The 21,578-nt window shown below is 52.0% G+C and carries 14 protein-coding genes, 1 tRNA gene and 1 pseudogene; 8 read left to right on the forward strand and 8 right to left on the reverse strand.

The genetic code is table 11. The annotated features are described in order from the left end of the window. Positions 1-50: 50 nt before the first annotated feature. The 3 genes from M1D30_RS12510 to M1D30_RS12520 form a co-directional block, all read right to left on the reverse strand. Positions 51-935 carry a carbohydrate kinase gene (locus M1D30_RS12510; RefSeq protein WP_248504478.1) on the reverse strand — a complete coding sequence of 295 codons (885 nt, stop codon included), beginning with the start codon at positions 933-935 and terminating at the stop codon, positions 51-53. A 4-nt stretch (positions 936-939) separates the two neighbouring features. Continuing rightward, positions 940-2,103: an MFS transporter gene (locus tag M1D30_RS12515; RefSeq protein WP_248504480.1), complete on the reverse strand. Its 1,164-nt coding sequence runs from the start codon at positions 2,101-2,103 to the stop codon at positions 940-942. Positions 2,104-2,166: 63 nt separating this feature from the next. Next, entirely contained in the window at positions 2,167-3,828 is a 1,662-nt protein-coding gene (locus M1D30_RS12520; protein WP_248504482.1) for a DUF4980 domain-containing protein, read from the reverse strand. A 183-nt stretch (positions 3,829-4,011) separates the two neighbouring features. Here M1D30_RS12520 and M1D30_RS12525 point away from each other — a divergent pair, with 183 nt between their 5' ends. The 6 genes and pseudogenes from M1D30_RS12525 to M1D30_RS12550 all read left to right on the forward strand — a co-directional run bounded on the left by M1D30_RS12525 (position 4,012) and on the right by M1D30_RS12550 (position 14,872). Next, positions 4,012-5,559, forward strand: a complete 1,548-nt coding sequence (locus tag M1D30_RS12525) for a substrate-binding domain-containing protein (RefSeq protein ID WP_248504484.1) — start codon at positions 4,012-4,014, stop codon at positions 5,557-5,559. A 167-nt stretch (positions 5,560-5,726) separates the two neighbouring features. Further along, a pseudogene (locus M1D30_RS12530) lies at positions 5,727-8,831 on the forward strand (SusC/RagA family TonB-linked outer membrane protein). Positions 8,832-8,863: 32 nt separating this feature from the next. Next, entirely contained in the window at positions 8,864-10,612 is a 1,749-nt protein-coding gene (locus M1D30_RS12535) for a RagB/SusD family nutrient uptake outer membrane protein (RefSeq protein ID WP_248504486.1), read from the forward strand. A gap of 37 nt (positions 10,613-10,649) precedes the next feature. Beyond that, a complete protein-coding gene (locus M1D30_RS12540) occupies positions 10,650-12,032 on the forward strand; it encodes a DUF4960 domain-containing protein (protein ID WP_248504488.1) in 1,383 nt (460 codons plus the stop codon). Between the two features lie 128 nt (positions 12,033-12,160). Continuing rightward, a complete protein-coding gene (locus M1D30_RS12545) occupies positions 12,161-13,846 on the forward strand; it encodes a glycoside hydrolase family 32 protein (RefSeq protein WP_248504490.1) in 1,686 nt (561 codons plus the stop codon). Positions 13,847-14,008: 162 nt separating this feature from the next. After that, positions 14,009-14,872 carry a hypothetical protein gene (locus M1D30_RS12550; protein WP_248504492.1) on the forward strand — a complete coding sequence of 288 codons (864 nt, stop codon included), beginning with the start codon at positions 14,009-14,011 and terminating at the stop codon, positions 14,870-14,872. 261 nt (positions 14,873-15,133) lie between these two features. Here M1D30_RS12550 and M1D30_RS12555 read toward each other — a convergent pair. Next, positions 15,134-15,207: transfer RNA gene (locus M1D30_RS12555), tRNA-Ile, on the reverse strand. Between the two features lie 129 nt (positions 15,208-15,336). Here M1D30_RS12555 and M1D30_RS12560 point away from each other — a divergent pair. Both M1D30_RS12560 and M1D30_RS12565 read left to right on the forward strand, forming a co-directional pair. Beyond that, positions 15,337-16,278: a bifunctional riboflavin kinase/FAD synthetase gene (locus M1D30_RS12560; protein ID WP_248504494.1), complete on the forward strand. Its 942-nt coding sequence runs from the start codon at positions 15,337-15,339 to the stop codon at positions 16,276-16,278. Positions 16,279-16,296: 18 nt separating this feature from the next. Next, positions 16,297-17,124 (forward strand): CPBP family intramembrane glutamic endopeptidase, encoded by an 828-nt coding sequence (locus tag M1D30_RS12565; protein ID WP_248504496.1) that lies wholly within the window; start codon positions 16,297-16,299, stop codon positions 17,122-17,124. Here the strand turns inward: M1D30_RS12565 and dprA are convergent. The 4 genes from dprA to M1D30_RS12585 form a co-directional block, all read right to left on the reverse strand. Beyond that, entirely contained in the window at positions 17,109-18,236 is a 1,128-nt protein-coding gene (dprA, locus tag M1D30_RS12570; protein WP_248504507.1) for a DNA-processing protein DprA, read from the reverse strand. The genes M1D30_RS12565 and dprA overlap by 16 nt on opposite strands. Then, positions 18,233-18,634, reverse strand: a complete 402-nt coding sequence (locus M1D30_RS12575; protein ID WP_248504510.1) for a thioesterase family protein — start codon at positions 18,632-18,634, stop codon at positions 18,233-18,235. Before M1D30_RS12575 ends, dprA begins: the two co-directional genes overlap by 4 nt. A gap of 34 nt (positions 18,635-18,668) precedes the next feature. Then, positions 18,669-19,970, reverse strand: a complete 1,302-nt coding sequence (locus M1D30_RS12580) for a DUF2851 family protein (RefSeq protein ID WP_248504512.1) — start codon at positions 19,968-19,970, stop codon at positions 18,669-18,671. 109 nt (positions 19,971-20,079) lie between these two features. Then, on the reverse strand, positions 20,080-21,543 hold the full coding sequence (locus M1D30_RS12585; RefSeq protein ID WP_248504514.1) for a M56 family metallopeptidase: 1,464 nt from the start codon (positions 21,541-21,543) through the stop codon (positions 20,080-20,082). Between the last annotated feature and the right edge of the window lie 35 nt (positions 21,544-21,578).

A 21,578-nucleotide genomic window follows, 5' to 3' on the forward strand; every position in this document is an offset into this window, starting at 1 on the left:
CATCATCCAGATCGTCGTCAAAGGACAGACTGTCGTTTAGAACTGATGTGTTATATCTTGGCAATCAGTGTGTCAGGGTATTTGGGCATAGCACCATTCTGTGTGCAGACATAGGCACTGACCTCTACAGCTATGCGGTGAGCAGCCTCCAGAGATTTGCCGTTGAGGATGGCTGCGCAGAACGAGCCCGTGAACGAGTCGCCAGCACCTACCGTGTCAGCAACGGTCACCTTCGGCGTCTCCTGGAAAGACGTCAGACCAGGCGCAAAGACGTACGAACCATTGGTGCCACACGTCAGAACCAGCATCTTCAGCTTATATTCTGCCAGCATCTTCTCGCAGATGCCACGCATGTCCAGATCGTCATAGCCATACATGCGCTTGATGACAACCAATTCTTCATCGTTAATCTTCAGGATGTTGCAGCGCTTCAGCGACTCCTCAATGACATCCTTGGTATAGAACTGCTGGCGCAGATTGATATCGAAAATCTTTAGGCAGTCCTCTGGCGTGTTGTCAAGGAACTGGCGGATGGTGGCCCAGGAAGTGACATTGCGCTGAGCCAGTGAACCGAAACAAACGGCACGGCACTGACGGGCAATCTCTGCAATATCTGGTGTGTAGGGAATGTTGTCCCATGCCACATTCTCCTTGATCTCATAGGCAGGAATGCCATCGCCTGACAGCGTAACATGTACTGTACCTGTGGGGAAGGGCACCCGTGGCATCAGGTAGTTCAGTCCGTGTTCTTTCAGCGCCTCGATGGTCTCTTCGGCCAGCGCATCCTCACCCAGTGCACTGATGGCCAGTGTCTGCAAGCCAAACTGTCCGGCATGATAAGCAAAGTTAGCGGGGGCACCGCCCAGTTTCTTTCCTTCGGGAAGAACATCCCATAAAGCCTCTCCGAGACCTACTATAAATCGTTTCTGTTCCATTGTCTTATGCGGTTTTTAATTGTTTGATATACGTAAAGAGGTAGATGACGCCAACAGCCATTACCAACACGGCGCCAGCCTGTCCCATGGCATCGCTCATGAAGCCCATCAGCAGCGGGAAGATGGTACCACCAAACAGTCCCATTATCATCAGGCCGCTCACCTCGTTCTGTTTCTCAGGCATCGACTCCAGAGCGGTAGCGAAACACATGGAGAAGACATTCGAGTTGCCGTAACCCACCAGAGCTATGGCAGTATAGAGCATCCACTGCTCAGTGCCGATGAACAGTCCGCACATCGACAGGGCCATCATGGCGATAGAGATGGTGAAGAAGGTGCGCATCTTCAGCACGCGGAGGAAGAACGAACCCGTCAGACAGCCCAGGGTACGGAAGATGAAGTACAGACTTGTGGCAAATGCCGCCTCGTTGAGCGTCATTCCCAGGCGCTCCATCAGAATCTTCGGTGCGGTAGTGTTAGTACCTACGTCAATACCCACATGGCACATGATTCCCAAGAACGACAAGAGGACGATAGGTGTTCCCAGCAGTTTGAAGCACTCTACAAAGGTCGACGGCCTGCCCTCAATGGGTGGCTCCTCGATAGGTGTTACGAAGAGCAGCACCGTAGACAGGATGCCCACCACGAAGAAGATGCCGAAGAGCACGCGCCAGTTCAGTCCGAACTCAGGAATGACCAGTGTAGCGCCCCACATAGCCAGATAAGGTGCCGAGAAGGAGGCAATAGCCTTGATGAACTGACCGAAGGTCAGCGTTGCTGCCAGGTTGCCGCCCCCCATCACCGTCGATACCAGCGGGTTCAGCGAGGTCTGCATCAATGCGTTGCCGATGCCCAGCAGTGAGAAGGCTACCAGCATAATGCTGAACGTCTCGCCAAACAGTGGCAAGAGTAGCGACACGACAGTCACCACCAGCGACAGCAATACAGTCTTCTTACGACCGATTCTGTTCATCAGCATGCCCGTGGGTACGCTGAAGATGAGGAACCAGAAGAATACTAGCGATGGCAGTACGTTGGCAACTGAGTCGCTCAGTGCGAGGTCTTCCTTTACATAGTTGGAGGCAATGCCCACCAAGTCCACGAAGCCCATGCAGAAGAAGCAGAGCATCACGGGAATCAGGTAAATCGTTTTGTTTTGCTTAGTCATAATATTTTATAATTATCAATTCTTAGCTGTTAGCTCTTCACTATCTTTCTTAACTCTTAATTCTTAATTCTTAACTTGATAGATCGTAGCCTTTCCACCTTTCACCTTGAGGGTGTTGTAGGGCTCTGACGGGAATACCAAGTTGGTCATAGCCATCTTGCCCTCTGCATCAAACACCTCGATGCTGCAGCGGTCGATGAAGATGCGCAGTTGTTTGATGGTGCCAAACGTTGGGGCTACCGTCTCAGCAGGGAATGCCTCGCTGAAGCTGACGTCGCCACTCTTCACACGCTCCATCATAAACGTCTGCTGTTGGCCGTCGTATTTCATCGTCACCTTTTCGCCCTTGTTGTTGGAGAGCACTATCTCCGTCTGACTCTTTGTGTCGATGAGAATCTCGCAGGCCTCGGTAGGATTCTTTATCTTTGCGCCACGCACGGCCAGCATCTCCTTGGACGGTGTTACGCTGACGTAAGTCTCTTCACCATGATGGAACAGTCCCAGGTCGCGGGGTATGGAGTTGGCTGAGCGGAACTGCTTGGTGGGTACCTGGTTGGCATACTGCCAGTTAGACATCCATGCCAGTACCGTGCGGCGGTTGTCGGGTGCATTGTAGAACGACACCGTAGCATAGTGGTCTTTGCCGTAGTCCAGCCACTTCGTCACCTTCGGCATCGACTCGCACGTGAACTTGTGACCATCGAACTGTCCTACGAAATATTGCGTAGCACTACCGCCAAAGGGTCCACCAGGATTGATGTTGCAGATGAGCACCCACTTGTTGTCTATCTTGAACAGGTCAGGACACTCCCACACACCGCTGTGGTTGCCATACTCCTTGCCGAATGACGACTCATACTTCCATGCCTTCAAGTCCTTCGACGAGTAGATGCGCATCTCTTGACCTGCAGCCAGAATGAGGTTCCACATCTTGGCATCCTCGTTCCAGAATGCTTTGGGGTCGCGGAAGTCGGGTATGTCGCTGGTCGTCAGTATGGGATTGCCACTATACTTCTTAAAGGTACTGCCGCCATCCTTTGATACCGCCATGGATTGTGTTTGATGATGGCCTGCGGAAGTGTAGAAAGCCACCACATCGTTTCCATTCGTCACACATGAGCCGCTGAAGATAGAACCTAACCAATCGGCCTCAATAGCCAGTGGCTGAGCCTCCCAGTGTATTAAGTCCTTCGAGGTGCTGTGCCCCCATGTCATATTCTCCCACTGACTGCCGTAAGGATTATACTGGTAGTAGAGGTGCCACACACCATCCTTGTAAAACATTCCGTTGGGATCGTTCATCCAACCATAGAGTGGGGTGTGGTGGTAGACAGGACGGAAGTGCTCACGGTTCTGAGTGTCGAAAGTGTTGGAGTACTTCATCTCTCGCCAGCAAGCGAACTCACCCACAGCACCCTTCTGGCGGCGGTCTCCGTGGAATTCGATATCCAACAGGCAAACACCCTTCAGTTCGTAAGGCACATAATAGTCTACGCGGTCAACGGCCAGCTTCACGTTGAGGCGTTGTATCATATTATTATAGTTGTCTAACACGGCGATGGCTGCGATGTCTTCCGTTTCCTGTACAGGCAACAGCAGATAGCGGGAGCTTTGCTCCATTTTCAACATGGCGTGCTTGTCGCCCAGCACGATAGGCTTCACCTGTGCTCCAACCGTACAGGTTAGCATGACAGTCATCAGTGTCAGTAAAAATCTTTTCTTCATTGTCGTTTGATGTTTTAGCGTAGAAATTTGTTGCAAATATACATGATTTCTCTTTTTGCTTCTATAAATTATGATACAAAAGCTAATAAAAAACGTTCATTGCAATAAAAAAGACAGACAATGAACGTATTTTCTATTTTTTTTCGTATTTTTGCCAACAAAACCTGTTAATACAATTCTACGATGATGCATAAACAACTTTTGGGGGGCTTGCTGTTGGCGTTGCTACTGACTATATTAGGATGTGCCAACCCTAAACCTCATTATATAATAGGTGTATCTCAGTGTTCGGCAGATATCTGGCGTGAGAAGCAGAATGCCGAGCTGCGTATGGGTGCCTATTGTCAGGAAAATGTAGAGCTGCGTTTCGCTGCAGCCCACGATAGCGACGAGCGTCAGGTGCAACAGATAGACTCGCTGGTGAACAGCGGCATTGACCTGCTGATTGTTGCTCCCAACCAGGTGCAGACTATCTCGCCTGCCATCGACCGTGCCTACGATAAGGGTATTCCTGTTATTGTCTTTGAACGAAAGACCAATTCACAGAAATATACGTCATTCATCAGTGCCGACAACTACGAGATGGGGCGCATTATGGGTGAATACATCGCCAGTCGACTGCATGGCAAAGGACGTGTCATGGAAATCATGGGACTCAAGGGCTCGTCACCGGCCATCGAGCGCCACAACGGTTTCGCTGATGCCCTGAAGAATTACCCTGATATCACTGTTGTTGCCACCCTGCAAGGCGACTGGACAGAGGAGAGTGCCGTCAAGGCCGTGAAAGCCTATCCTGGCAATCTAGACCATATCGACTTTGTCTTTGGGCAGAACGACCGTATGGCTATGGGTGCCCGTCGTGCCTTGCAAGAAAGCCAACAGCTAACAGCTGACAGCCATCAGCCACTCTACTGTGGCATTGACGGTCTGCCTGGTGAAGATGGCGGCATCCGTCTGGTACGCGACAGCATCCTGGATGCTTCCTATATCTATCCTACCCATGGTGACAAAATCATAGAATTGGCTATCAACATCCTTGAAGGCAAACCCTACGAGAAGGAAACTCTTCTGCAGTCAGCACTGGTTACTCGCGACAATGCTAAGGTGCTGTTGATGCAAAGCGAAGAGATGATGCACCAGGCTGAGTATCTCGACCAGTTGCATAGCAGGGCAGACACCTATCTGAAAGAGTTAGCTACGCAGCATGTCGTCAACTGGATGTCGATGGGTGTCATTCTGCTCTTGGTGGTAACCATCGTGTTGTTCTATCTGTATCATCTCCGTAAGGTGAAGTTGCAGCAAGAGCGTGTCGTCAGTACCCTGTGGAATATGGAGATAGAGCCAGCACCTGTTGCTGACGAAACAAAGGAGCAGACAGTAGACAGCTCGGCAGACGAGAAACCGTCCGTCGTTGCCGAAAGTGCTTTCCTCGCACGGTTCCGCGAGGTCGTTGAGGCTCGCATGGAAGATAGCGAGGTCAGTGTCGACGACCTGGCAGCAGAGATGAACCTCAGTCGTGTACAACTCTATCGTAAGATTAAGACGATAACTGGTTCCTCACCCGTAGAACTGCTGCGCACCACGCGCTTGAAGCGCGCCTATCAGATGCTGCTCACCACCGACAAGAGTGTCAGCGAGGTGGCATACGCTGTCGGATTCACTGCCCCCAGCTACTTCTCCAAATGTTTCAAAGAGGAGTACGGCATGGTGCCTGGCGACATCCGGAAATAGTACGGAAATACTTGTAATACTAAGATTATTCGTTCATTCCATTGTAATTTTGTTACATTGCAACAATTTTTGAATGGGATGAACGATATTTTTCATACCAATAACTATATCATTACTATTTTTGCGACAGAATCTGAAACAAGAGTATTAACTAAAAACAAAAGCAAATGAAACAAACGAAACGATTGTTTTTAAGTTTCTTGACGATGCTGGTCGCTACGATGACGTACGCACAGAAGGTGACAGGAACTGTGTCTGACTCTTTTGGGCCAGTGATTGGAGCTACAGTCATGGAGAAAGGAACCACCAATGGCACGGTGACTGACTTCGACGGAAACTTTACACTCAAAGTGAAAGCCGGCACTACGCTGGTGTTTAGCTATGTGGGCTGTCTGACACAGGAGTTGCCTGCTCAGAATGGCATGCAGGTGATGCTGAAAGAAGACAGCAAGCAGCTGCAGGAAGTAGTAGTGACAGGTTACACTACCCAGCGCAAGGCCGACCTGACGGGTGCTATCTCTACCGTCAGCGTTGACGAGATGGCTAAGCAGAACGAGAACAACCCGATGAAGGCCCTGCAGGGTCGTGTTCCAGGCATGAACATCTCTGCCGACGGTAATCCTTCGGGTGCTGCTACCGTGCGCATCCGTGGTAATGGTTCACTGGAGCATAACGATCCTCTTTATATTATTGATGGTGTGCCCACCACTGCCGGTATGCACGAGTTGAACGGCAACGATATCGAGAGCATCCAGATTCTGAAGGATGCAGCCTCGGCATCTATCTATGGTTCGCGTGCTGCCAATGGTGTGATTATTATCACCACGAAGAAGGGTAAGGAGGGTAAGATCAAGGTCAACTTCGACGGTTCTGTCGCTGCCTCGTTCTATACCAACAAGATAGAGACCATGAATGCCTCGGAGTGGGGACGTGCCTTCTGGCAGGCTAACGTCAACGATGGTATGAACCCCTCGAACAACAACCTGGGTTACAACTACGACTGGAGCTACGACCAGAATGGCAACCCCGTGCTGAACAAGATGACCATGAACATGTACCTCGACGAGAATGGTACCGTACGTGCCGGTGACACGGACTGGTTCAAGGAGGTGACGCGTACGGGTGTCGTTCAGCAGTATAACCTCTCTGTCAGCAATGGCTCAGAGAAGGGCAACTCCTTCTTCTCATTAGGTTACTACGACAACCAGGGTACCATCAAGGACTCTTGGTTCAACCGTCTGTCTGCCCGTGCTAATGCAGACTATAAGCTCTTTGATGGCAAACTGACCATTGGTGAGAACTTCACGCTGAACCGCAACAAGGGTGTCGATGCTCCTGGCGGTATCCTGCAGAATGCACTGCAGTTCAACCCCAACTTCCCCATCTATGCAGAGAACGGCCAGTATGCTCAGGCTCTGGGTGCTTACTCAGAGCGTGAGAATCCGCTGAGCATGATTCGCAATGCTAAGGACAACGAGTATACCCTGTGGCGCATGTTCGGTGACGTTCACCTGAGCGTAACCCCGTTCAAGAACTTTACCCTGCGCACCACTTTAGGCTTGGACTACACCCAGAAGGAGCAGCGCTTCTTCATGTACCCCATTGCCAATGGTAAGGTAAAGCGCACCGACACAGCCGTAGAGAGCAAGCAGGAGCACTGGATGCGCTGGATGTGGAACGCCATTGCTACCTATAACCTGGAGATTGGCAAGCACCGTGGTGATGCTATGATTGGTATGGAGGTCAACCGCGAACAGACCAAGTGGAGCAGTGCCCAGCGCTATGAGCTGGCTATCTTGAATACAGACTATATGTGGCCGTCAGCCGGTTCTGGCAAGCAGTTGGCTTTAGGTTCTGGCGATGGCTATTCACTGGTGTCCTTCTTTGGTAAGATCAACTACACCTATAATGACAAGTACCTGGCTTCGTTCACCATCCGTCGTGACGGTTCCAGCCGTTTCGGTAAGAACAACCAGTATGGTACCTTCCCCTCTGTCAGTGCCGGTTGGCGCCTTTCTGAGGAGTCGTTCATGAACTTCACCAAGAGCTGGCTGGACAACCTGAAGGTTCGCTACTCTTGGGGACAGACGGGTAACCAGGAAATCTCCAACATCGCACGCTATACCATCTATAAGTCTGTGGTATCTACAGGCTTGTGGGGCAGTGGTCAGGCAGGTTCTGCCTATGACATCACCGGCCGTAACGGCGGCTACGACCTGAGCAATGGCTACGTTCGTCAGCAGCGTGCCAATGAGGACATCAAGTGGGAGACCACCACGCAGCATAACATCGGTGTCGACTTCGCCTTCCTGCACAACTGCATCTATGGTAGCTTTGACTGGTTCGACAAGAAGACCACCGACATCCTGCTCTTCATGGACGGCATCGCCGCGATGGGCGAGGGTGCCTCACAGTGGATCAATGCCGGTGAGGTGAAGAATACCGGTTGGGAATTCAGCCTGGGCTACCGTCATAAGCTGGCCAATGGCTTCTCATGGGACATCAATGGTAACATCAGCCGTTATAAGAATGAGATTACGAAGTTGCCTGAGACGGTGGCTGCCAAGGGTACGTATGGTGGTAATGGCGTGAAGAGCGTCGTTGGTCGCCCCATGTTTTCTGAGGTGGGCTATGTCGCTGACGGCATCTTCAAGAGTCAGGAGGAAATTGACAACCATGCACAGCAGGACGGTGCAGGACTTGGTCGCATCCGCTATAAGGACTTGAACGGTGATGGCAAGATTACCGAGGCCGACCAGGACTGGATTTACGACCCGACACCCGACTTCACATGGGGTCTGAACATCTACCTGCAGTACAAGGACTTCGACTTCACCATGTTCTGGCAGGGTGTGCAGGGTGTTGATGTCAACTGTATTGGTTATAAGTCGCAGACCGACTTCTGGGCCAACTCTAATGTCAACGTGCCTTACCTGAACAAGGGTACACGCGTGTTGAACGCCTGGAGTCCTGCCAATCCAGACAGCGACATCCCCGCACTGACCACATCAGACACCAACCGCGAGGGTCGTCTGTAAACCTACTACATCGAGAATGGCTCTTACGCCAAGCTACGTACCGTACAGCTGGGCTATAACATGCCAAAGAGCATTACTGAGAAGCTGAAGATGGACCGCATCCGTCTGTACGTCTCTGCCCAGAACCTGCTGACCATCAAGAGCGGCAAGTTCACTGGCAACGATCCTGAGCGTCCTGGATTTGACTATCCTATTCCTCTCAACCTCACCTTCGGCGTGAATGTAGGATTCTAAAGACCACGAATGCAATTAAACGAATAAAAGTTATGAAAACAACATATATAAAATACATCTGTGCCATGTGCGCCATCTGCGGTCTGACGGCTTGTTCTGATTTCCTAGAGGAGCAGGTGCCACAGGCTACGCTGACTCAGGACGAGGTGAAGAAACCTGAGTATATCGATAATGTGCTGATTTCTGCCTATGCCGGACTGCTCAGCATTGAGGACATGAACTCCTCGTTCTCTCTATGGAACTACGACACTCGTTCCGACGATGCTTATGTAGGCGGTGCCGACTTCTCCGATGGTGAACCTTTCCATATCCTGGAGCTGCACACCACCGTGATGACCAAAGACTGGCCATACAATGACATCTGGCAGCGCTTCTATAAATTCTTGTCACGTGTAAGCTTGTCACTCGACATGCTGAACGAGGCCGACCAGAGCAATGCTACCATCCAGCAGCGCACTGCCGAGATGAAGTTCCTGCGTGCCTATGGCCACTTCCAGCTGAAGCGCCTGTTCAAGAAGATTCCTTTTGTCAACAAACTGAACATGACAGAGGACGACTATAACAACATGTCGAACACGGAGTATACCAACGACGAGGGCTGGCAACAGATCATCAACGACCTGGAGGATGCCTATGCCGTACTGCCCGTGACACAGAGCGAGAAGGGCCGTCCCACCAAGGCCGCTGCAGCAGCCTTCCTGGCAAAGGTCTATCTCTATAAGGCTTACCATCAGGACAATGCCAACAACAACCAGGTGACCAGCATCAATGAGGCTGACCTGCAGAAGGTCGTTGACTATACGAATCCTTCTATCTATGCCGCTGCCGGCTATGGCTTGGAGAGTGATATGCACAACAACTTCCGTCCGGAGGAGCAGTATGAGAATGGCAAGGAGAGCATCTGGGCCATCCAGTACTCTAAGAACGACGGTACCACTTGGGGCAACTTGAATTTCTCTAACCGTCTGATAGTACCCTGTATTCCTAAGGTGCATGACTCTGGTTGCGACTTCTACAAGCCCTCTATCAACCTAGTCAATGCCTATCGTACCAATGCCGACGGACTGCCTCTCGTGGCTACAGCAGCCACCAAGGACTACGAGGTGGGCTCTGCACAGACTGTCGATCCACGTCTTTTCGTCACCGTTGGTCTGCCAGGTACTCCCTACATGTTCAACACCAACTACATGATGAGTAAGACCAATACCTGGAGCCGCTCAGGTGGTAAGTATGGCTACTTCGTGTCGCTGAAGCAGAACGTAGACCCCGCAACCATCAACGAGTACATCTTCAATGCCGACAACCAGTGGGCCAGCTCTATGAACCGCGTCGTCTTCCGCTATGCTGACGTGCTGCTCATGCGTGCCGAGGCGCTGGCTCAGCAGAACAAAACTGCCGAGGCCATCGCACTGGTCAACCAGGTGCGTGAGCGTGCTAAGGCGATGGCTGCCAACAGCGTCGTGTCTAACTATCCTAATAAATATGGTGTACACTTTGCCATCAATAGCTATAAAGGCACCTACGACAAGGATGCTGCTATGGAGATTGTGAAGACTGAGCGTCGTCTGGAACTGGCTATGGAGAGCGAGCGCTTCTTTGACCTCGTGCGTTGGGGCGATGCTGCTACCGTCATCAACAAATTCTATACTTCGGAGAGCGAGAAGATGAGCTTCCTGAAGGGCGCCCGGTTCACTGCCGACAAGAACGAGTATCTCCCTATTCCCTGGGAGCAGTTGTCAGCCTCTAACGGTCACTATACACAGAACTGTGGCGAGTGGTAATGAAGAGTTTAAAGTTTAAAGTTTATAGTTGAAAGTTATGAAAACGATATATAGTATCATTTGCATGGTTTGTCTGCTTTGCGGGTTCACTGCCTGCAACGACGACCATACGGGCAGCATCAATGTTGGCGGCTCGTGTCTGGTAGAGTCTTTTGAACTCAACAACCAGTTCAAGGCTACCATCAGCCATGAGAAGCGTCTCATCAAAATCAAGGTCCCTGAGACCTTTGCACAGAAGGGCGACATGGAGATTACCAGTCTCACACTTCCTGCTGGCGCCTCTGCTAACTTTAAGTTGGGCGACCACATCAATCTGAATGCTGACAAGACACTGCGCGTCACCAATGGCGACCTGCAGCTGGAGTATCAGGTTAGCGTACGCAACGATGAGGCCCTGCTGAAACAGTTCCTGCTGGAGGGTGTCAAGGGTGCCATCAACCAGGATGACAAGACGATTACCGTCAGTATGATGGCCAGCAGCGGCATCGACCTCTCTAATGCCACCTTCGAGGCTGTGGTTAGCGAGGATGCCACCTGCAGTCCTGCCAGCGGTACGAAGGGCAACTTCACAGAGCCTTTCCTGCTGACCGTCAATGACAATACGGCAACCAATGTATATACCGTCAATGTGACGTTGATACAGGCTCCTGTCGCTATCTTCGTGGGCGACGCTGAAAATGTAGAGGCACTGAACGACGAGGAGAAGGCTGCTGCCAAGTGGCTGACAAGTAATGTCGCCGGTTCGGCATATCTCTCATGGAGTGACATTAACTCTGGCAGCGTGTCGCTTGACAAGGTTCGCCTGGTATTCTTCCATCGCCACTGCCCGGCTTATGGCAACTACAATGGCTTTGCCGATGCCGAGACAGGCGCTATGACTGCACTGCCCAAGATGAAGGAACTCTACCAGAACGGAGTAGGCTTCGTACTGCAGCGCTCAGCTGTCAACTATGCCATCGCACTGGGTGCACAGCCTGAGGACTCTTATCCTAACAACGTCTGGGGTGGCAACGGAGAAGGTTCCGACGTGATGGGACCAGAGCCTTGGACCTATCGTGTTGCTGACATCAACCATCCATTGTGGAAGGACCTGAAGCGCTCAACAGGACTGGGCGACGACCGCATCATCACACTCGACGAGGGCTACACCATCTGTAACACCACATCACAGTACGGCTTCTGGGGTGACTATCCTGACGAGAATGCTGTGGCTGCCAGGACTGGCGGTCGTGTCCTCGGTGGCGACGGCAATGTCTCTTCATGGGAGTTGAAGAATGCCGCAGGCAACTACGGTAAGGGAGGCATCGTCTGCTTCGGTACTGGTGTCTTCGACTGGAACTCTCCGACTCCTTACACCTCTGTATACCACGACAACATGGGTCAGATTATGCTCAACGCACTGGAGTACCTTGGTAAGTGAATAGAGAAGGCTGCGATTAAGCGAGAGCAGTGCCATGCTTGCATGAGCAATGCCGAGCGTAAGCAGGCTCGACCGTAGGTCAATAGTGAAAAGTGAAAAGTGAATAGTGATAAAAAATAAGGAATAATATGAAGACAATGATATATTCAGCAATCGCACTCATCCTGTCAGCCTCTGCGCTGACAGCATGCAGCAGCGACGACGGTGTGACGGGCGATGCCGCTCGCAACTGGGCAGGTACAACAAATGCGTTCACCCCCACTGACGAACAAGGCTTTGGCACCTACTACATGCCAGCTATCGGACGCGTCGGAGACCCCATGCCTTTCTACGATAAGAAGGCTGGCGACTTCAAGGTGCTCTACCTGCAGGAGTTCGACAACAATATGAGTCACCGCTTCCATCCCATCTGGGGCGTCTCTACCAAGGACGGCGCCAGCTACCAGTCACTGGGCGAAGTGCTGCCCTACGGCAGCAACGACTATGTGCAGGATGCTGCGCTAGGTACCGGCTGTGCCTACTACGACGAGGCAAACGGCCTGTACTACATCTACTATACCGGTCACAATGGCAACTGCCAGTATCGTGAGGTTGTCATGCGTGCCACCTCTACCGATTTCAAGACGTGGACAAAGGACGAGCTGTGGGCACTCAATGGTCCCGACTACGGCTATTCTGCCAACGACTTCCGCGACCCGCAAATCTTCGTAGCTGACGATGGACTCTACCGCATGGTGATCTCTACCTATCCCAAGAATGGCGGCGACCCGCAGTTTGCTGAGTTCAAGTCCAGCGACCTGAAGAACTGGGAACATGTCGGTCCCTTCAAGATGATCTGGGACCGCATGCTGGAGTGCCCTGACATCTTCAAGATGGGCGACTACTGGTATCTGGTCTACAGTCAGAGCTTCCGCGCCAGCTGGAGCCGCAAGGTGAAGTATATGTTCGCCGACAGCTGGGATGCACTGAAGGACTGCTTCAACAACGGTCCCAAGTGGCCTGCCGATGGTCCGCTGTGGCGCGAGGGCAATCTCGACACCCGTGCCTTCTATGCAGGCAAGACAGCCTCTAACGGCACCGACCGCTTCATCTGGGGCTGGACACCATACCGCTCTGGTGCCGATATCCACGAGAAGAATGTCAACGTGGGTGCAGGCGACGGCAATGAACCCAACTGGAGTGGTGCACTGGTATGCCACAAACTCATCCAGCATGCCGATGGTACGCTGTCGATGGGTGCCGTGCCCGCTATGGCTGCCAAGTACAGCAAGCCCCAGGAAGCCAAGGTGATGGCATCCAATGGCTACGACAATGGCAAGCTCAGCGGCGACGATGCCTATGTGCTCTACAGTCGTCTGGGCACCTGCAACCACATCTCGTTCAAGGTGACCACCTCCAACAACAAGGATAAGTTCGGAGTCTCCTTTGTACGCAGCACTGACCCCGACTACTACTATACGCTCGTTGTCCAGCCCGAGAAGCAGGATGATGATGAGGAGAACATCCGTAAGGTAAACTTCGAACAGGAAGGCTATCGCATCGTAGAAGAGTGGAGCGAGGAAGAGCAGAAGATGGTGGAGAAGAAGGTCTATGGCAAGGGCTTCATCGAAGGTGCCGACGGCTATGGATTCTATCGTCCCGAGAACAACGAGTACAACATCGACATCTATACCGACAATAGTGTCCTCGTCATGTACATCAACGACATCGTCTGCTGCACCCACCGCATCTATGGCATCCAGAAGAACTGCTGGAGCATCAACAACTATGGTGGTAACATCACCATTAGCGACTTGAAGATTAGTCAGCAGTAAGAGATTATTAGCGACAAATAAGAAAAATCGTTCAAGGTAACGTAAAAATGTTACCTTGAACATTTTTTTTATTCTATGAAACATTATTGATAGTACTTATTGTAATTTGATACTAATTTTGCAGCAACAAAAAACAATATTAACTCTAAAACAACAACGCTTATGAAAAAAGTATTTTTACTCATGTGCCTGATGGCAACCACAGTTATCGCTTCAGCAACCGACGTTTGGGAAGGAGAGCATGCTGTTAGCTGGAGTAACACCCTGACAATCGAAAAGGGTAAGTTTACAGATATGAAGGTTGGCGACAAACTCGTCATTGAGTTTAAGGACGCTGCAGGCGAGGTTATCGAGCTGCACAGCAACGCAGGAATGCTCCCCGGCACACGCTTTGAACATCACATTTTCCCCGACCAGAGCAGTGTTGAGGTCTTCGCTACCCCTGCAATGCTTGCATCCCTGAAGGAGTATGGCCTTGAAGTCTGCGGTGTCAACTTCACCGCTACCAAGATATGGTATGGCGATGGCAAGGATAATATTGATGAGAACACCGCATGGAGCGGCTTCTTCTGGATGGACGATTGGAGCACGCTGGAGATTACAAAGAACTGTTTCGCTGGCGTCGACTGGAGCAAGGTCAAGGCTATCCGCTTCTATTCTGAGGCCAACCGTACCGACTACGTCATCAATGTTCTGACCAAGTGGGGTGAAGGTGGCAAACTGGGCGATCAGACCACGATGACTATGACCAACGAGTATGCAGAGCTCAATGTAGAGAATATCGATATGGCAGCAGCCCTTGCTGATGTTGACCGCCTTATGATTCAGTGCAACAAGGAGGCTGGCGATCCTTTCAACTTTACAGCCGTCGTGCTCGTCAAGGATGGTGCTACTAGCATTGCTGCCGTTGCCAAGAGCCAAGAGCAAACTGCCAACAGCCAATACTTCAACCTCGCTGGTCAGCGTGTCGCTCATCCTGCTAAAGGCCTGTATATCGTCAATGGAAAGAAAGTTATTGTTAAATAGTTAGGTTTGGTTAGTAGTTTTATTTGATGATAAGATTGTTAGTTAGTGTGTCGCCCGCAGTCTGTGTAGACTGCGGGCGATTTTCTTATTGTCGCTGAAATACCTTCCCTTCACTGGCGTCAAGCGCTCTTTTAATATTAGTCCCTGTGGCATTCATATTATGTTGCAGAAAAGCGGGGACTGAAATAGTTTGTTTACGCATTGTTTACGCAGACATAAAAAAGCACTTGCGAGAAACTCGTAAGTGCTTGATTTTCAGTGTGGACCAGCCAGGGCTTGAACCTGGGACCTCCAGATTATGAGTCTGTTGCTCTAACCAACTGAGCTACAAGTCCGAGCAAAAGTTTTTTGCGGCTGCAAAGGTACGAGTAAAATGTGAATTATCCAAATAATTTGTGTAAAAAGACGTAAAACGACCACGATTCTTTTGCTTTTTGCGCACTTATTAGTAACTTTGCACCCATATGAAGACGATTTTTTTCCCAGACCAGACAGTACATGATGGCACATACGCTGCCACCATCGGCTTCTTCGACGGCGTGCACAAAGGGCACCAGTTTCTGATGGAACGCCTGAAGAGAGAAGCGGCAGAACGTGGACTACTGTCGATGGCCATCACCTTTGAGCGCCATCCGCGCCAAGTGGTGCAGGGGGATTGGAAGCCAGAGTTCCTGACGGAGCTTCACGAAAAGCTGAAGCTGCTGAAGGCCACAGGCATCGACGTGGTGGTGGTGTTGCGCTTCAACCGCCAGATGGCAGACCTGTCGGCAGGCGAGTTTATGCAGCTGATGCACGACCGGCTGGGCGTGAGGATGCTGCTGACGGGCTATGACAACCGCTTTGGCCACGACAGGACGGAGGGCTTTGAGGACTATCAGCGCCACGGACAGGAGATTGGCATCGAGGTGCTGTGCCATGAGGCCCTGTCGCTGGGCGAGCAGAACGTGAGCTCGTCGAGGGTGCGCCAGCTGCTGAAGGAAGGCAACATTGAGGAGGCCACCCAATGTCTGGGACGCCCCTATAACATCAGTGGACAGGTGGTTCACGGCGAGCAGATAGGTCGCACCATCGGCTTTCCAACGGCCAACCTGCAGCCCGACGACAACCTGTTGATTCCGCAGGACGGCGTCTATGCCGTGATGGTGGACCTGGACAACGGCATGCAGAAGCCCGGCATCATGAACATTGGCACGCGCCCCACGTTCAACGGCACCAACCGCACGCTGGAGACCAACCTGCTGGAGCCCGTTGGCAACCTGTACGGACAGCGCCTGGTGATCCATTTCATCGGTCGTTTGCGCAGCGAGCAGCAGTTCCCCTCGGCCGAAGCACTGGCCGACCAGATTAAGAAAGACAAAGCGCAAGCGGAAGAGATGCTTGGAAAATTAAAAGGATTAGAAAGATAAAAAAGGTAAAAAGACGATATGAACAAAAAACTATTCCCCTACATAGCCATCGCCTATGTGCTGATGTTCCTGTTCATCCAGGTGGTGTGCCAGTATCTGGCCATGGGCATTGAGAAGTTGATTAGTGACGAACCAACAACGGGTCTGTCGTATATGGGCGTCATCATCTCGCTGGCGGTCTATACGCTGGTGGCCATCGCCGTTTTCCTGAAGTGGAAATGGGCCGAGGTGTCGAGAAACTACATCATGACACGCCCCTGGGCCACCCTGGCATGGAGCGTTGTTGCCGCCCTTGGCGCCGTGGTTCCATCGGCCTTCCTGCAGGAGCAGATGCCCGAATGGCCCGATGCCATTCAGAAGCTGATAGAACAGAACGCCCAGCAGTTGATTGGCATCATGAACACGAGGGGCGGCTATGCCGTGATCTGTCTGCTGGCGCCCATTGCCGAAGAGCTGGTGTTTCGTGGCGCCGTGCTGCGCAAGCTGTTGGAATGGAAGCCTGAGCATCGCTGGCTGATGATTATCTTCTCGGCCGTGCTCTTTGCCGTGGCCCACATGAACCCAGCACAGATGATTCATCCGTTGCTCATCGGCATCCTGCTGGGCTGGATGTACGAGCGCACGGGCAGCATCCTGCCAGGCATTGCCTATCACTGGGCCAACAACACCGTGGCCTATCTGATGACCCGCCTCTATCAGGACCCCGACATCACCCTCACCCAAATTATGGGCTCAGAGAGACAAGCTCTTATTTCAACAGGCTTTTCGCTGCTCATCCTCATCCCAGCCATCTATCAGTTGAACCTCTGGATGAAGAAGGCCGACAAGTCTTATCTCAAGAGATGATAACTGCCGCCGGCCATTGCACGCACCACGCCCTTCATCTCCATCTGGAAGAGCAGCGCCGTGAGTTGGCCAATAGGAATATTTGATTTCACCGACAACTGGTTGAGTTGAAAATCGCCGAATTCATCGAGGATTCTGGCGATTTTTTGTTCCTCGTCACTCAGTTCTGGAAACATCGAGCGCTCAATACCCTCGGTCTGTGCCTGACGCAGTTTGGCATCCATCTGCCATCCCATGGCCTTGACAAAATCGTCGGCACTGGTGATGAGCGAAGCCCCATTGTCGCGAATCAGGTTGTTGCAGCCCTCGCTATAGGGTGCCCCCACAGGACCAGGGAAGGCAAAGACCGCACGGTCGTAGTCCATCGCGATGCCAGCGGTGATGAGTCCCCCACCCTTGGCAGCACTCTCCACCAGGATGGTGGCATCGCATATGCCCGCCACAATACGGTTGCGCCTTACGAAGTTCAACTTGTCGGCACGCGTCTCGGTCATATACTCCGTGAGCAGTCCACCATGCTTCACCATCAGCTTGGCCGCATCGCGATGACTACTGGGATAGATCACATCCAGACCATGCGCCAAGACGCCCACCGTTTCGTAGCCGTTTTCCAACGCTTCATGATGGGCGCAGATATCCACGCCATAGGCCAGTCCGCTGACAATGAGCACCTCTGGGCACATCTGCTTGAGGTCTCGGACAAAGCGGCGGATGAGGTCCTGACCATAGATGGTGCACTGACGTGTGCCCACGATATTCACCACACGCCGCTGGTTCAGGGGAGCCGTACCCATATAATACATGATGATGGGCGCATCGGGACATTCGGCCAGGCGCTGCGGATAGGCCTCATCGCCCAGCAACAGCGGCTGTACGTGGTGCTTGGTGATGAACTCCATCTCCTGGGCAGCACGCGCCAGTGCCACCGTCCAGTCCTTCAGACTCTCGGCCAGGCGGTCGGTGCATTCAGGCAGTACGTCCTTCATGTCCAGCCGATGCTCGTAGACAGCCTGTCCACTGCCCAACTCCCTATACAGGCGCAGTGCCGTCTGGAAGTTGAAGCCCGTCATGCGCGTCAGGGCAATGGTGTAATAGACTTCCTGCTCGTTCATGCGATATACTTTGCAAACGCTGCATCGTAGTCAGCACTGTTCGACAGTCGGCCGTTGACCAGGCACACCAGCTCGATCTTGCCACGGAAGCAGAGCTGCTCGTCGCTGGCGCGATAGATGTCCTGATGGAACACATACTTGATGCCTTCCTTCGTCAGGTTCAGACGCGAGATAAACTCATCGTCAGGGCGCAAGGGCACCTTATACTGCAACTGCATGCGAGCCACCACGGCATCAACGCCCTTGGCGTGCATATCGGCAAATGACAGGCCGCACTCCTTCAAGAAAAGGTGGCGTGTGTGCTCACAATAATGAACATACTGGGCATTGTTCACAATGCCTTCGATGTCGCACTCGTAGTCGCGCACTTCCATGCGCGCTTCAAAGATATAATTCATATGCGGTTTATTTTAATTTTTCATCTTTCATCTATCATCTTTCACCTTTCCTCAGGTATTCATAGCCAATGCGGCAGCGAAGGCAGTCGCGCTTGTCGCAGTATTGTTTTTTGAGTTGTATCAGGGCCTGCGAGTCGCCAGCCGTGTTCACCTCCAGACCGCAAGCCTTCCACATGCGGATGATATGGTTGTCCTCCGCCTTCAACTGCTCGAGGAAGTCGAAGGCACGGTCGCAGTATTTCTCGTTCTGACGATGGCGACCCACGGCAAAGAGCATGGGGATGGCCGTATTGATAATCAAAAGATTGGCCGATGAAATCGAAGTTTTTTTACTGCTCTGCGGACTCTCGGCTCCAAAGAGGAAGTGGGTTTCCCAATAAGGCGTGACATGCGTCTGGAGCAACTGGCGCAACTGCTCCAGCGTTTCGCACTCCAGCAGCACACTCAGTCCTGCCTTGCGCTCGTAATAGAGGTTGGCCAGTTGGGCAATACGGATATGGGGGAAGTTCTGCGGACGCAAACGCAGGAACTGCCACGGCTCGTAACTCATGGGGGTAAGCGTGAACTTATGGGCCAGATAGAGGTACTCGTTGCGCAACTTGGCAAAGTAGCCCTCGTTCAGGGCATCCGCCTGGTAACGCTCAGGGATGCTCTCCAGCTGCAGCAGTCCAGCCTGTCCCATGAAGATGGCCTCTATCTGAAACAGGTCGTCGCGATGCTTACCCACAGCACGCAGCGGCACGTTGAGCGCCCACTGCTCGAAGGCCTCACCATTGATGCCAAAGCCATAGTTGCGCGCCAAGGTCACAAAGTAGGCATCCTCCCACGAGCCGTCGCACTGGTCAACCCGCCTCTGGATGGCCTCCGTCTTCTGTTCCAGGCGCTCCGTCTGGAGGGCAGCCATCCAGGAGTGAACCGTTAGTCGGGTGAGGTCAGGAATGATGCGATAGCAAGGCGGATACTGGTCGTTGTGCAGCAGTTCTTCGTAGTTGTCCTTCAAGGGCTGCGGAATCTGGAGTACCATCTGCGGCAGGTAGTTGCCGTCCTGCGTCTTGGCCTCCATGTCGGCCAGCGCCACCACATGGAGCACCACATTGTTATAGTGCGCATCGCGGTCGTGCCCATGGCGATACCAGTCGCTCGACTTCATATGAATCTCCACGTTGCCCACCCACAGGGTGCCGCCAATTTTCACCTTGGCATTAAAAAAGTCAGGCCCTGCATTACGATTATACAATCCAGGGTCCAGTATCTCGATGACACGTCCGTCCGTGGTCTGCAGCTCTGTCAGCGGCAGCAGCTTGTGTTTCCAGACGTAGTGAAGCAGTTCTTCCATTGTTTACGGTTTTGTGCATGCAAAGGTAAGAATTTTTTCTGTACAGACAAAAAAAACCGAATCGAAAAAGTTCGATTCGGTTAGAACAACATACATATAGTTATGTTTCTTATTTCTTCTCAGCTGGTTTATTGAGTTTGAACGTTACGGGAATAGTATACATCACATTAACTTCCTGACCTCTCTGCTTACCAGGCTGCCACTTCGGCATGGCGTTGACAACACGCAGAGCCTCAGCATCCAGCTTTTCGTCAACACTTCTCACCACCTTGGCATTGTTCACAGCGCCATCCTTGCCGACAACGAACGTCACAACGACGCGTCCCTGCTTGCCAGCCTTCTCAGCCTCAGCTGGATACTTGATATTGTCTTTCAAGAACGACATCAAGCCCGCATCGCCACCAGGGAACTTTGGCATCTGCTCAACAACATTCCATACTCGGTCATCCTTGTCATCGTCGATAACACCAATGGCCACTTTCTCGTCTGCCACAGGATTCTTCTTTTTAACAACAACATTCGAAACGGTGGCATCCTTCTTGGCCTTCACCACGACGTTCTTGACAGCAGCATCCTTCTTGGCCTTGTTCTGAACTGGGGCGGCAGGCTTGACAGCCTTCACCTCGACCTTCTTCGTACCTACCTTCACCTGGGCATTCTGGTTGCCCTTCTTCACTACCTTTGTCTGGTTCTGCGGCTGTTCAATCACGTAGTCGTTCACGGTTTCGGCCTGCAGGGCCAGGGTCATACCCACGATGGGTGTCAGTGCCAGCAGCTTCAGCAAGCTGGCGCGACTTGAATTCTTATGTAGCATCATATTTATGCGGTTTTTAAGGGTACTATGACTAATACCGTTGGCCACCGAGTACCCACACTGGCTGACGGCTTTTTGGATTAACAGATACTGATATTGGCACATATTGATGCCTTGAGAGAGTACCGCTGCATCGGCCTCGTACTCGTGGATGGCGCGCAAGTCCTGGCGCAGCATCCACATGGCGGGGTTGAACCACTGCAAAGCGGTGAGCGAATCAACGAGGAGCAGGTCGAGCGAATGGTGCCGACGGATATGCCCCCGTTCATGAGCGAGGATAGAGGCATCGTTAGCCTCATAGTCGCTACGAGAGAGTACAATATACTTCATCCAACTGAATGGCGACACGTCGCCAGGAGCCACGCAGATCACGGTACCATCTGTCTGCTGATGTTGCTCACTATGCTGGATGAGCAGCCACACACGCACCACGCTCATGATCGTATAGCCCAGTGTGACTATCATGCCGATGAAGAAGATAGCAATGGCGGCCATCTGCCAGAACGGCATCGCAGCGTCGTCCACCACCTCGGCATCCAGACAGCCGATGGCCACATCACCCTCAGCGAGGTTGAGTACCACCGTTTTGTGCAGTGTGATGACACACAGCGGCAGCACAAACGAGGCCACTGCCGTGAGGAGCAACACCACGCGGTTGACACCATGGAACGTCTCGCGACTCAGTAACAGTCGGTAGAACATATAGAATACTGCCACCAACACAGCTACCTTCAGGTCGTATGCCAAAAACTCCATCATACTCTTTTTCTTTTTAACGGTTAAACACTTTATTA

Source organism: Prevotella sp. E15-22, assembly GCF_023204875.1.
In the GTDB taxonomy this organism is placed as follows: Bacteria; Bacteroidota; Bacteroidia; order Bacteroidales; family Bacteroidaceae; genus Prevotella.